This is a genomic window from Desulfobacter sp. (assembly GCF_050177295.1).
The window spans coordinates 1-13823 of the sequence record NZ_JBFXHE010000082.1 but is presented as its reverse complement, the minus strand read 5'-3'; the positions used below and the strand labels follow the sequence as shown (position 1 = coordinate 13823).

The following is a 13823-nucleotide window of genomic DNA, read 5'->3' as shown; positions in this document are numbered from 1 at the left end:
GCGTCCACCCCAAAGGCCACGCCCAGGCTGTTGAGCAGGTTGATATTGGTCGGGGCAATGGAAAGGCCTTTTTCGTATTCGGTGATGGCTGCATCAATATGGTTGAGCTGGAACAGTCTGTCGCCACTGATGTTCAGGGACAGGCCGTCAAACTCAACAGCATGGCCGGGACCGAAAAAGGCTGCATGGTCCAGGGCTTTGAGCGCGCAACCCGCCATCTCTTCAACCGGGAAATCATGAAAGGGGAAGCAAATTGTTCCCATGATCAGTTTGGCATTCAGGGCCTGGGATATCTTTTCATTGAGCAGGTCAAGCAGTTTATTACCCTCGGAAGCAGTTTTATAATCCCAGAACACAAAGATGGCAGTAAACGGGTCCAGGCATTCCCAGATGCCTCTCTTTTCATCAAGCACCGAATGAAAGCAGGCGTCAAACACATCATTGGCCGCATCAATGGTCTCTTTCGGTGCTGCCGGATTAATCTGTATGGCTGCCGTGGTAAACGTCTTTTGGGATGCGCAGGTATCGGCTATACGCCGGGAAAAAACCTCAAACGCCTTTGAGGGCTGGATAAGCAGGTCCGAATAGTAAACTTCCGGGGGGCTTAGGTCTGGGGCATCCCCGGCAGTTTTTAAAAACTGGATCTCTTTTGCAACAAATTTTAATATCATAATTAATCTATTAATTCATTAATTTTTTGAGGATGTTGGCAAGGATCTTGTCCTGTCCGGGTTGAAGCGTTCTGGGGTCAATGATGAACCAATCGTCCTCAATACGCCCCACCACGGGCGGATCAAAGGCCCGCAGTTTTTTGTCCAGGGCTGTTACGGACATGGTTTTGGGCCGGATGGTCAGGCACCGGGTGGGCAGGGTCAGCCCGGGATAGGAGCCGCCGCCCGGCCTGGACGCCATATCTGCCAGGGCGAGTTCGGCCCGGTCCCCCGCAGCCTCTGTGACCAGTGATAACAGACGGTCTGCATCCTGGCAGATCTGTTCATAGGGCAGGGTCAGCATTCTCAGGGTGGGGAGCTTTTCAACAGCTACCCGGGTGTCCCGATAAAGCCTGAGCGTTGCTTCCAGGCCCGCCAGGGTCATTTTGTCAATGCGCAGGGCCCGGGCCAGCGGGTTGGCCTTGATCTGGTCCAGGCACTGTTTTGTGCCGACAATAATGCCTGCCTGGGGACCGCCTAAAAGTTTGTCTCCGCTGAAGGTGATCACGTCGGCACCCGAGGCCACCTGTTCAAAAACCGGGGGTTCGGAAGGCAGCCCGAATGCGCTGAAATCAATCAGCGTGCCCGAGCCCAAGTCTTCCATCACTGGAATGCCATGGGACTTTCCAATGCCCGCCAGCTCCTTGAGGCAAACCGATGTGGTGAAACCCTCAATTTTATAATTGGACGTGTGAACCTTGAGCAAAAGCCCTGTCTCTTCGGTTATGGCAAGGATGTAATCATGGGGGTGGGTGCGGTTGGTGGTTCCCACTTCCTTTAAGATGCACCCGCTTTTTATCATTACGTCCGGTACCCGGAAGGCACCGCCGATCTCCACCAGCTCTCCCCTTGAAACAATGACCTGGCGTCCCTGGGCAAGGGTGTTTAAGGCCAGCAGCACGGCACCGGCATTGTTGTTTACAGCCATGGCTGCTTGGGCCCCTGTCAACTCGCAGATCAGCGCTTCAATTGCTTCATAGCGGCTGCCGCGCTTGCCCGTTGCAAGATTGAACTCAAGATTGGAATACGAGGATGAGACCGCCATGATATGATCCAGGGCATCCCGGCATAGCAGTGCCCTGCCAAGGTTGGTGTGCAGGACCACGCCTGTGGCGTTGATCAAAGGGGTGAGCCGGTTTTTCATTTTTTGGGCAGCAATCAGGGCCGCCTGCTTTATTATTGCTTCATCACTGACGATTACGGGCCTGTGTTCAAGTAGTTGTGTGCGGGTATCGTCAATGGCCCTTCGTACGGATTCAAGTACAAGGCTGCGCGGCACCCGTATAAACCGGTCATCTGTTTCGGCAAGGGTCAGAATATGATCCACGCCGGGCAGGGATTTTAATTGTAACTGTTTATCCGGCATTGACTGTTTCATAGTTCATTAAATAAAAATACAGATGATGATTTTCATCAAAATATCCTTAATTATCATTAATTCCTGAAAGGATTCAACCCTAATCTATCGGATCGGACATTTATAAAAAACTATAATTCGGACCCGGGTAAAGTTTTAAGTTTCTGATGCCGATTCACCCCTTAACCTGGTTTGTTTTCAGAAAAATTCACCGGATCAAAGGAGGGATCATGAAGATATTACAAAGCAGTGTGGGCGTGTCGTCCTTTTATATGCTTGAACAAGAGGATACGCTCAAGGAGAAAACATCATCAAGAACAACGACTGCGGGCATCTTGTCATCAACGCGCAATCGTGCAGTATCCGAAATCGCCGCCAGCCTGCCCCTGGTAATGGTGGACCGGGTCAGTATTTCCGGGGCTGCCATCCGGGAAACCAGTACTGAATATAGCCATTCTTTGTCATCACAGTCCAGTGTCTGGGTTGCCGACGAAAATGAAGCGGTTAATTTCTCCCAGCAGGAGATGGTGGAAAAGCTGGTCTCTACTGTGGTTAAGGAACAGGTTTCATCCCTAAGTCTTGCAGCTCTGGGAACTGTGCAGCAGTCCGGAACCGACAGCCTTTCTTCTGGACAGATTAGGTCCGCAAAGACCACGATTACCCTGGACCGCACCACAAGTCATTTTGAACAGGAACAGATGACCTTTGCCTCCCAGGGACAGGTATTGACCGAGGACGGCAGGTCCATCGGTTTTTCTCTGGAACTGGCCATGGACAGAACTACGATGACCGAAACAAGGGAGCAGGCACTGATCAGTACTTGGAAGGAGGAAGTGGCCCTGATTGATCCTTTGATCATCAACCTTGAAGGCGGCGTGCCTGCATTGAGCGATACCCGGTTTGAATTTGACCTGGACAATGACGGTACCACCGAAGAGATCAGCTTTGCCGCATCAGGTTCGGGATTTTTGAGTTTTGACAAGAACAATGACGGCATTATCAACAACGGTTCCGAGCTGTTTGGCCCGGGCACGGGTAACGGCTTTGATGAACTGGCTGCCTATGATCTGGACGGCAACGGATGGATTGATGAAAATGATGACGTGTTTTCCAAGCTTTCTGTCTGGACCCGGGATGAGGATGGCAATGACCTGCTGGTTTCCCTGGCAGATGCGGGCATTGGTGCTGTTTACCTTGGCAATGCCGCCACCGGATTTGAATTGACTGATGCGGATAATGCCCTCACAGGAAAAGTGGCGCGCTCGGGTCTGTTTTTGTTTGAAAACGGCACTGCGGGCGTGATCCAGCAGATTGATCTTGCAGCACGATCCATGGAAACTGAAGCGGTGTCCGGATCAGGCAGCCAGGCAGACCTGTCCCAGAATATGAACACGTCCCGGACCGTTTCCGGAACCCTGGAACCCCAGGCGTCACTGTTCACAGAACCGACATGGCAGACAGAGGCTAAAACGCTTCTGGAAGACATGAGGCTTCAGATTCGTGAAATGGAAAAACAGATTCGCAGGCTTTTTAATATACCGTCAAAGTCGGGGAACAGGCTGAGAAACGCAAACCGTCTTTTTAACCGGATCAGGCTTCCCGGTAAAGGGCCAACACACTGGAACGGGCAAGTTTTTTGATGCCAAAGGGTGACAGCTTTTCAAGGCAGAACCACCTCTTTGCCATTGTGGGTGCCGGTGCGGTTACGGCCGTTTTCCTTGGCTGCGTAAAGGGCCTTGTCCGCCCGTGCAATCAGGGCGTCCAAGTCTTCACCGGGGACAAACTGGGCCACGCCTAAGGAGATGGTGATAGTCCCGATGTCCTTGCCTGAACTTTTGGACTGCCATCTCATTTTTTCAAGGCTGGTGCGGATTTGTTCTGCCAGGATAAAACCGCCGTCCATTTTTGTTTCAGGAAGCACCATGATAAATTCTTCACCGCCGAACCTGCCGGCAATATCCTTGCCTTTGATGTGTTTCTGTAAAAGCTTGGCTAGCAGTTTGAGCACATTATCGCCGGTAAGATGACCGTAGTTATCATTTATTCGTTTAAACAGGTCAATGTCCGCGATAATCAGGGTTAAGGGGGCAGTCTCCTCCTGGGCCTCTTTCATGGGTTTAGCAATGGCATCCTCAAAACCGCGGCGGTTAAGCATCCCTGTGAGCATATCCGTTTTTGCCGCTTCCCGCAGTTTTCTAAGTTCCAGCTTTAGGGCATCAAGGTCGCTGATGGTGTTGTGAACATTATTTTTAAGGTCTGTATTGCCGTCGATGATCCGCCGGGTTTCCGAAACAATATCCTGGGAAATATTTTTAATATCGGATCCGGTTGATGCCTTGCTTAAACGCTCGTTATGGGCTCTGAGCTGGTCTCCCTGCTGGTCCATGCGGTTTTCGGCCTCGGTAAGCTGGGAGGTCATTCCGTCAAGAAGGCTTCCCGCTTTTCTGGTTTGCTCTTCGGTAACAAGCAATGGCCTGTCAGAAACGTAGTGCCTGAACCATTCAAGTACCTTTTGATAGTCTATGCATTCTTTTTTCTTCCGGGCTGCCTGGATATCCTTGTTCAATTCAGGATTTCGGCCTGAGGCATACTCATACCACACCGAATATACAATTGGAGTATAAGGAAGTTTAAGTTCGGAGATCTCTTTGAGAATTATTCGCAGATATCTTCCTGAGGCTTCCAGGGAATCAGGATATAAGTTTTCTAGCATTGAGTTCCCTTCCGTGTTTTTTTTAAAGCAAAAAAAGGCCTTTTGTGGTAGATTCTCTTAATTTTTTATTTATGTCAACATAGGATCGAAAAGGGCGCTCATGCAGAAAACAGCAAAAGAATATATTATTTTCCCTCTGGATTTTCCCACCATGGAGGCGGCCCAGTCCCATATCCGGCAGCTTGACGGCCGGGTGGGTATGTTTAAAATAGGCCTTGAACTGTTTATCCGCCAGGGTCCGGCTGTGGTGGCGATGGTCAGAAAGATGTCCAGTGCCGGTATTTTTCTGGATTTGAAACTACATGATATCTCAGCCACGGTTGGCCGGGCCATGGCCCGGGTGGCGGATTTCGGGGTGGATCTGGTAACAGTCCACGGCGCGTCCTCACAAGAAATGCTTGGGGCAGCCGTTGAAAATGCCGGTAAGACCAAAGTGCTTGCCGTGACCCTGCTTACGGACAATGACGCAGATACGGTCCGGGCCCAGGGGTTTAAGGATGAATATGTCAATGCCCCGGAAAAGCTGGTGCTGCTGCGGGCCCGCATGGCCCTGGACGCCGGATGTGCCGGTGTGGTGTGCTCAGGGCAGGAAACCGCCATGTTGAAAACACAATTGGGTAAAGGGTGGCTGGCTGTTACGCCGGGGATCAGGCCCCGATGGCACTTGCCTCCCGGGGATGACCAGAAACGGGTTGTCACCCCGGTGAAGGCTGTGCAGGCCGGTTCTGATTATATTGTTATTGGCCGGCCCATCCGGGATGCTGGCGACCCGGCCCGGGCCGCTGAAAAGGTGGCCCTGGAAATTGAAGCCGGTCTGTCCGGCTCTGCCGGGAAGGACAGCCTGACAGACCGGCTTTAAAAAATAGGAAAAAGACTCGTTTTTAATTATTGTTCTTTGTCCAGACCAAAGGCTGCGTGCAGGGTCCGCACAGCCAGTTCCGCATATTTGGCCAGGATCACGCAAGAAATACGGATTTCAGAGGTTGAAATCATGCGGATGTTGATGTTTTCTTCGGCCAGGGCCTTGAACATCACCGCAGCCACGCCGGAATGGCTTTTCATCCCCAGACCGATTACTGATATTTTGGCAATCTCGGTGGCGGTTCTTATTTCGCCGGCATTGATCTGATCCGCCACTATTTCGGAAATTTCCATTGCCCGGTTAAAATCGTCCTTGGTCACGGTAAAGGTCAGGTCTGTTTCACCGCCGGGGTCTGTTTCACCGCCGCTGCGGGAGTTCTGGATGATCATGTCCACGGAGATGCCGGCTTCGGCAAGGGCCCCAAAAACCTTGGCAGAGATGCCGGGCTGGTCAGGGACACGCTTGAACGTGATTCTTGCTTCATTCATGTCACAGGTGATGCCGGACACCACCGGGCTTTCCATATCCTCACTTTCGTTGACAACCATGGTTCCTTCCTCCTCGTTGAATGATGACCGGACATGTACGGGCACATTGTATTTTTTTGCAAATTCCACAGACCTGATCTGGAGGACCTTTGCTCCCAGAATGGCCATTTCAAGCATTTCTTCATAGGAAATTCTGCTGATTTTCCTGGCTTTGGGGCAGATCCTTGGATCGGTTGTGTACACCCCGTCCACGTCGGTGAAGATTTCACAGACATCGGCTTTGAGCGATGCGGCAATGGCAACGGCCGAGGTGTCAGACCCGCCCCGGCCCAGGGTGGTGATGTCCCCGTTGTCGTCCGCACCCTGGAACCCTGCCACCACGACGATATTTCCCTCGTCCAGGGCCTCACGCAGGTTCTGGCTGTCGATCTCCCGGATTCTGGCCTTGCCTGACATATGATCGGTGTGGATACCGGCCTGAAACCCTAGGAAGGATTTGGCTTTAATCCCTCTTGATTTGAGCATCATGGCCATTAAGGCGGCCGTGGTCTGCTCTCCGGTTGCCAAGAGCACGTCCAGTTCCCGTTTATCCGGGGTTTTGGATACCTGCCCGGCAAGGCTGATCAGGTTATTTGTCACGCCTGCCATGGCTGAAAGCACCACCACCATCTGGTCTTTGTTTTCATGGGCCTTTTGCACCCGGTCGGCCACTTTGGAGATCCTTGCGATATCTGCCACAGATGTGCCGCCAAATTTTTGCACCCGTAACGCCATTGTGTCTCCCAAAACTTTAGCTTTTGTTAATATATTTATTATAAAGGTAGAATGCTTAACAGATTTATTCCGGCTTGTCCAGACGGGGAAAAGGTTATTTTTCTATTAAAGCCGGCATCAAATTCAAACTGGATGTGAAGATCAAATGCAAAGCCGGTTTCAATGAGAAGGCCAGGCCATTCCACCACGGTGACGCTGTCCTGTCCCATCTGGTCCTCAATGCCGATATAGTCCAGCTCGTCCGGGTCCGAAAGCCGGTACAGGTCCAGGTGGCACAGGCGCATTTTGCCTGCCGGATATTCATTCATGATGGTAAAGGTGGGGCTGGTGATATAGTACCCGTCCGCCACGCCCAGCCCCCTGGCAAGGCCCTGGACAAAACAGGTCTTGCCGCAGCCAAGGTTCCCTGTCAGGGCCATGGCGCAACTTAACTGCTGCTCCCGGATATACAGGCCCAGGCGCCTGGCCAGCTCCTGGGTCTGTTCCGGGCTTTGGGATATAATTTCTTTCATAACAAGTCGTTTAAATGCTATTTAAAGCTTGGGGAATGCCCGCGACCATATCTGATGCTGAAAATCCTAGGGCATGGTCTTCGGCCAGAAGATCCCCGCACTGCCCGTGAACATAAACGCCTGCAAGGGCAGCGGATTCCGGGGGCAGATCCTGGGCCAGGAATGCCGCGATCATGCCGGCGAGTACATCGCCCATGCCGCCGCAGGCCATGCCAGGGTTGCCAGTGGGACAGATAAATACGGCCCCATCCGGGCAGGCCACAAGGGTCTGGGCTCCTTTGAGCACCAGGATAACCTTGTATTTTTCTGCAAAGTTCCGGGCGGTTTCCATTCGGTTCTGCTGAATATCAGCCGTGGATTTCCCCGTAAGACGGGCCATTTCACCGGGGTGGGGGGTCAGGATCACCGGGGCCTTGACCGTATTCAGAATATCAGGATCATTTGCAATGCAGTTCAGGCCGTCGGCATCAATGACCATGGGTACGGATACTATGGAAATAATGGCTTTTATCAGTTCCCGGGTGCCGGGATCCGTACCCATACCCGGACCCAGAGCCAAAGCGGATTTGTCTGCCAAAAGTGTGATAATGTCATCCAGGGCTGCGGCATCCAGGCCGCCGGACGGGGTCTGGGCAAGCGCGGCTGTCATGGGTTCGATGACCATGAGTTCCATGACGGGCATAAGCTTTTCAGGAACGCCTAAGGTCACAAGGCCGGCACCGGTTCTCATGGCAGCGTTGGCGCACAATGCCGCGGCCCCGGTTTTGCCGGGTGAACCGGCCAGTACCAGCAAATGACCGAAACTGCCTTTATGGGCATTGAAATCCCTGGCCGGTATCAGGGCTGCAATATCAGGGGGTTCGGGCAAAAAAATATGGGGGGACTGCGCCTTTGCAATGTGGCCGGGAATGCCAATGTCAATGACCTCCAGGTCACCGGTGTGAAAATTGCCCGGGTACAGAATGTGCCCTGCCTTGACAAAGGCAAAGGTGGCTGTGGCATCTGCCTGGATGGCTACCCCGCACACGGCACCTGTATCGGCATTGATTCCCGAAGGGATGTCCACGCTGAAAACCGCTTTGCCCGAATCGTTGATCCGTTCAATCACATCACGGTAAATGCCCCGGACATCGGAATTGAGTCCTGTGCCGAAAATGGCGTCCACAAACAGGTCATGGTCCAGCAGGATTTCGGCTGCCGCTTCCAAAGCCTCCTGGTCGGGAATTTCAATGAACTGTGACAGGGAATGCTCGGCCAGAAGATCCAATACCAGATCCATATTTGCCCTGGCATCACCCTGGACCCGGTCCCGGGTGGACAAAAGAAAGAAGCTGACGCTCACCCCCATCTCCATGAGGTAGCGTCCCATCACAAACCCGTCGCCGCCATTGTTGCCCCGGCCCGCCACCACAGCCACCCTGACGCCTTCAAGGTCAAAGTGGTCGGAAAGCATCTCTAAGGCACCCCGGCCTGCATTTTCCATGAGTACCCGGCCTGGAATGCCAAAGGTTTCAATGGTGTTTTTATCCATCTGCTGCATCTGTTCGGTGGTGACAATGATCATGATTTGCCTTCCTTATTTTAAGGCCATTACCTCTTCATATCTGAAGCAGGACACCAGGTGGTCGTTCACCATGCCCGTAGCCTGCATGTAGGCATAGATGATGGTGGACCCGGTAAATTTAAACCCGCGCTTACATAAATCCTTTGAAAATGCATCGGACTGACTGGAGGTCGCCGGCACCTGGTCCTGGCCGGTATAGTGGTTGATGATGGGAGCCCCGTCCACAAACCGCCAGGCATAGGCGTCAAAGGTGCCGAAGGCCTCCTGGATTTTTAAAAACGCCTGGGCATTGGTAACTGCAGACCGGACCTTGAGTTTGTTTCTGATGATGCCGGGGTCTTTCAGCCGCTTTTGAATATCGGCTTCGCTGAACCGGGCGATCCTTTCAGGGTCAAACCCACAGAATGCATTGCAATATCCCTGACGGCGCTTGAGAATTGTCAGCCAGGACAATCCTGCCTGGGCCCCTTCCAGAATGAGAAATTCAAAAATTTTACGGTCATCGTGGACCGGCACTCCCCATTCCGTATCATGGTAACGGATATATAACGGGTCGCTGGTCACCCAGCCGCAGCGTCTAATATCGTTCATGACAGATCTATACAATAAGTTTGGGTAATGCGCTATCGTTAATCACAATTTGTTTATCATAAAAGGCAGAATCAGCCTCTACAAGGCGGCAAACCGGCTGATCCCCGCGTTTTTTGCCTCTTCGACAGCTTTGTTGAACTCAGTCACAGAAACAGGATTTTCTAATCCTTTCACATGGCGTGCCTTCCCACAAGGTCTATATTGATCCATGATGTTAACATAGGTGTTTCTCGAGACATGGTTGGCAATAAATGACATCACCTCCCCGGTTCCGGCAATCCCGGAAGGCATGACCAAGTGCCTGACCAGTACCCCCCGTGTGGCAATACCATTTTCATCAAGCTGCAGATCCCCAACCTGCCGATGCATTTCGACAACGGCTTTTGCGGCTACTTTGGGATAATCCGGCGCATTGCAGGTCTGTCCGGCAATAACCGGATCCCAAAATTTAAAATCCGGCATATAAATATCGATCACCCCCTCCAGCAGTTTTAACGTCTCCACCTTGTCGTATCCGCCGGAGTTATATACCAAGGGTATCCTTAATCCCCCGTCAATGGCCATATCAAGGGCAGACAAAATCTGTGGCACCACATGGGTAGGGGTCACAAAATTAATGTTATGGCAACCGTTATTCTGCAGGATCAACATCATGCCAGCCAACTGCCCGAGCCCACACTCCTCTCCGTTCCCCTGGTGACTGATATCGTAATTCTGGCAAAAATTACATTTCAGGTTGCAGTGGGTGAAAAAAATGGTCCCGGAGCCAAAAGCCCCTACCAATGGAGCTTCTTCTCCAAAATGGGCGTTAAAACTTGAAACAACCGCTTCTTCACCGGTAGAGCACTCACCCAACTCCCCGGAAAAACGGTCGACTTTACACGCTCTGGGACAAATCTCGCAGGATTTTAACAGATGTCGCGCTGTATTGATTTTATCCCGGAGCAGCCCTTTTTTTTGGGTTTCAATATAAGCGGGTTGAAAGGCTGGCATTGTATACTCCTTTTTATTTGATCACAGATCAATCAGGCAGGCCGACAGGCTAAACAGCCATGCCCTTGGCCCGGTGCTTCCCCTCGGCTTTTGCCTCATAAAGCGTCTTATCCGCAGCGTCGATCAAGGTCTGCGGAGTAGTGCCGGGATCCCCCCCGGTCACCGACACCCCGATGCTCAGGGTCAAATGAGAGGCAATCGGAGAATAGGCATGTGCTATGTCAAGGTCATCAACCTCACGGATGATCTGTTCAGCCGTATCCATGGCCCGGTCCAAATCACAGTAAGGCAGGACAGCGGCAAACTCCTCGCCGCCGTAGCGGGCAACAAAATCACCGGCCCGCTGCAATGTGCCTTTGATGGCTGAAGCAACCCGGCGCAACACCACATCTCCTTTGCCGTGGCCGTAATTATCATTGTACTGCTTGAAATTATCCACATCCATAATCAGCAGTGCAATGGGTTTTTCCGATCGCATGGACCGGTTCCACTCCTTTTCCAGCACCTCATCGAACCGGCGGCGGTTGGGAATTTCCGTGAGGGCGTCGATAAATGCAAATTTTTCCAGCAGATCCTGCTTGCGCTTCAAATTCAACTGTATTTCAACCCTGGCCTTGACCGTGGGCGGATGAAAGGGTTTGGTGATGTAGTCCAGCGCGCCCACTGCAAATCCTTTGGTCTCATCCATAACCTCGGAAACCGCAGTCACGAATATGATGGGGATATGCTTGGTCTCTTCGTCGTTCTTCAAAATTTCGCAAATCTGATATCCGTCCATGTCAGGCATGAGGATATCCAGCAGAATGATGTCCGGAGGAGATTCGGCCCGGGCTATTTTCAAGGCCCGTTCCGATGTTACGGCCGCAGAGATCTTGTAATCCTCCTTGAAAAGCTCCATCAGCATCTCAATGTTCTGTTTGTTATCGTCCACCAATAAAATTTTTTGACGGCTGTTTCTCTTGTATGTCATACTATTTTTCTCCTGGGTATCTCAAAACTGTTCGATGATTTCGTCCAGTTTTTCCTGGGCGCTTTCAAAATCAAAGGCATCCATAAACCCAATCAATTGTTTTATCATTTCATCACCGGCCAGGGAGACCAAGCCCGGGTGTATTTTTTCAAGGAGAGTTCTTGCCGCATCCAGATCATCATCTAAAAGTTGTTTCAATTCGGTCAATTCTTCAACCGCAACCGGAGCATCCTCCGGCTGTGCCCCGCTACCGCTCTGTGTTCTAAAAATACCGGGAAGCCCCTTGTTCAGACCTTCTATAACCACACCCATTTTATCCGCAAACAGGGTCCAGGAAGGGGCGTCCGGAACAAGTGTTCCTTGTTTGGCAGCGGCCTCAACATCAGCGGCAGCCCCGGAGAGTTCCATCGCCCCCAGGTTGGCGCCTACACCCTTTATGGAATGGGCTTTTCGCAGGACCGTTTCCATATCTCCCCCGGCCAGGGCCGACGCGATATCATCAACAGCAGTCCTGTATTCAGAAAGAAAAGAGTGTAGTAATTTTTGATACAGGTTGACATTGTTGTTGGACCTGAAAAGCCCTGTGTCCACCTCAATACCAGGCAATTCAAAGTCAGAGAGAATACTATTTTCAGATTTCTTTTTTACGGATACACCGGCAGCCTTTTCCTTTCCGGGTGAGATCCATTTGCCCAATACGGCAAACATCGCCTCCGGATCAATGGGCTTGGGCAGGTAATCGTTCATTCCTGCCCCAATACATTTCTCACGGTCTCCTTTTAATGCATGGGCGGTCATGGCAATGATCGGCAGATCCCGGAACCGCTCCAGGGCACGGATTTTTGCCGTGGCTTCAAACCCGTCCATCTCAGGCATCTGGATATCCATAAGCACAATATCATAAACCGATGTTTCGAGCTTTTCCAGAGCAATGTGGCCGTTTTCCGCTGTCTCGACTATCATGCCCTCGCTTTCCAGCCACTCCCTGGCCACCTCCTGGTTGATCATGTTGTCTTCCACCAGCAGAACGGTTCCCCCTGACAGATGAAGCTGCTTGTCTGGGCCGGGGCTCGGGGTGCCCGTGACGGAAGGCGTGATCATGCTTGATTTGCGGCCGAATAACCCCATGATGCTGTCAAACAGCAGGGACTGATTTACGGGTTTATGGAGAAATGCATCCAGGAAAGATTTTTCCGCCTGCCCGATAAGGTCTTCCCGAGCATAGGCTGAAACCATGCAGATAATGGGTATTTTGGGGATTTCAAGTTTCCGTTTGATGCGCTTGGCCGTCTCCAGCCCGTTCATTCCCGGCATTTTCCAGTCCATGAGGACCAGGTCAAAAAGGTTTTTCTCTTTTGACAGGATCCCAAGGGCCTCTTCTCCTGATCCGGCAGTCACGGCCTCCATTTGAAAGGAGGTAATCATATCCGCCAGGATATCCCTGGCGGTCTTGTTGTCGTCCACGATGAGGACCCGCAGTCCGCGAAGATCCATAGGGGTGTCAGGCTTGATTTCTTTTTCAGGCGGCTGTCGGTCAAATTTGGCGGTAAAAGAAAAGGTGCTGCCCTGTCCGGGAAGGCTGTCAACCGCTATGGTACCGCCCATGAGCCGGACCAGCCGGCTGGATATAGCCAGCCCCAGGCCGGTGCCGCCGAATTTCCGGGTGGTGGAGGTGTCTGCCTGGGTAAAGGACTGGAATATGCTCTTGATTCTTGCCGGGTTTATGCCGACGCCGGTATCCCTGACCAGGAATCTCAGACAGGCCTTGTCACTTCCGCGGTTTTCTGCCGGCGCCGTATTTTCAACCGAGACCACAACCTCCCCCTGGTTTGTAAACTTGATGGCATTGCCGGTTAGATTAATCAGTATCTGTCCCAGGCGGACCGGGTCCCCGACCAGGGCAGACGGCACATTCTCTTCCAGATGGACCGCAAATTCAATGTCTTTATCAAAGGCCTTGAATGCAAACATCTCACTGAGATCGGCCATGACCTCATAAAGGGAGAAGTCGGTCTTCTCAAGGTCCAGCCGTCCGGCCTCGATTTTGGAAAAATCCAGAATGTCATTGATTACTGCCAGCAGGGTTTTGGAAGAAACAATGATTTTACGCAGGTATTCTTGCTGTCTGTCCGTGAGGGAGGTGCGTGAAAGCAGTCCGGTAAGCCCCATAACGGCATTCAGGGGCGTTCTTATCTCATGGCTCATATTGGCCAGAAATTCACTTTTTGCCTGGGAAGACGCCTCTGCCGCTTGCCGCTTTTTTTCAGACATCTCTTTTTCCAGACGGGC

At 51.9% G+C, this 13823-nt stretch carries 12 protein-coding genes; 2 read left to right on the top strand and 10 right to left on the bottom strand.

Annotated features, from left to right (window positions below):
- Nucleotides 1-671: tetratricopeptide repeat protein (locus AB7U36_RS08365; RefSeq protein WP_428159331.1), on the bottom strand; the 671-nt coding region annotated here is incomplete at its 3' end.
- Between the two features lie 10 nt (nt 672-681).
- Nucleotides 682-2088: an L-seryl-tRNA(Sec) selenium transferase gene (gene selA / locus AB7U36_RS08360; RefSeq protein ID WP_428159330.1), complete on the bottom strand. Its 1407-nt coding sequence runs from the start codon at nt 2086-2088 to the stop codon at nt 682-684.
- Nucleotides 2089-2297: 209 nt separating this feature from the next.
- Between selA and AB7U36_RS08355 the strand changes: the two genes are divergently transcribed.
- Entirely contained in the window at nt 2298-3707 is a 1410-nt protein-coding gene (locus AB7U36_RS08355) for a hypothetical protein (RefSeq protein ID WP_428159329.1), read from the top strand.
- 20 nt (nt 3708-3727) lie between these two features.
- Here the strand turns inward: AB7U36_RS08355 and AB7U36_RS08350 are convergent, their stop codons facing one another.
- Complete coding sequence (locus AB7U36_RS08350) at nt 3728-4780, bottom strand: GGDEF domain-containing protein (RefSeq protein WP_428159328.1); 1053 nt, start codon at nt 4778-4780, stop codon at nt 3728-3730.
- Nucleotides 4781-4880: 100 nt separating this feature from the next.
- Between AB7U36_RS08350 and pyrF the strand changes: the two genes are divergently transcribed.
- Nucleotides 4881-5639 (top strand): orotidine-5'-phosphate decarboxylase, encoded by a 759-nt coding sequence (gene pyrF / locus AB7U36_RS08345; RefSeq protein ID WP_428159327.1) that lies wholly within the window; start codon nt 4881-4883, stop codon nt 5637-5639.
- A 26-nt stretch (nt 5640-5665) separates the two neighbouring features.
- Here pyrF and AB7U36_RS08340 read toward each other — a convergent pair whose 3' ends face one another.
- From AB7U36_RS08340 to AB7U36_RS08310, 7 genes are all read right to left on the bottom strand, one after another.
- Complete coding sequence (locus tag AB7U36_RS08340; protein WP_428159326.1) at nt 5666-6904, bottom strand: aspartate kinase; 1239 nt, start codon at nt 6902-6904, stop codon at nt 5666-5668.
- Nucleotides 6905-6942: 38 nt separating this feature from the next.
- On the bottom strand, nt 6943-7416 hold the full coding sequence (gene tsaE / locus AB7U36_RS08335) for a tRNA (adenosine(37)-N6)-threonylcarbamoyltransferase complex ATPase subunit type 1 TsaE (protein WP_428159325.1): 474 nt from the start codon (nt 7414-7416) through the stop codon (nt 6943-6945).
- A gap of 10 nt (nt 7417-7426) precedes the next feature.
- Complete coding sequence (locus tag AB7U36_RS08330) at nt 7427-8980, bottom strand: NAD(P)H-hydrate dehydratase (protein WP_428159324.1); 1554 nt, start codon at nt 8978-8980, stop codon at nt 7427-7429.
- Nucleotides 8981-8992: 12 nt separating this feature from the next.
- Nucleotides 8993-9571 (bottom strand): DNA-3-methyladenine glycosylase I, encoded by a 579-nt coding sequence (locus AB7U36_RS08325; RefSeq protein ID WP_428159323.1) that lies wholly within the window; start codon nt 9569-9571, stop codon nt 8993-8995.
- A 78-nt stretch (nt 9572-9649) separates the two neighbouring features.
- Nucleotides 9650-10564, bottom strand: a complete 915-nt coding sequence (locus AB7U36_RS08320; RefSeq protein ID WP_428159322.1) for a radical SAM protein — start codon at nt 10562-10564, stop codon at nt 9650-9652.
- A gap of 49 nt (nt 10565-10613) precedes the next feature.
- Nucleotides 10614-11534, bottom strand: coding sequence for a GGDEF domain-containing response regulator (locus tag AB7U36_RS08315; RefSeq protein WP_428159321.1), 921 nt, complete (start codon nt 11532-11534; stop codon nt 10614-10616).
- Nucleotides 11535-11555: 21 nt separating this feature from the next.
- On the bottom strand, nt 11556-13823 hold a 2268-nt coding region (locus AB7U36_RS08310; RefSeq protein ID WP_428159320.1), incomplete at its 5' end, for a response regulator.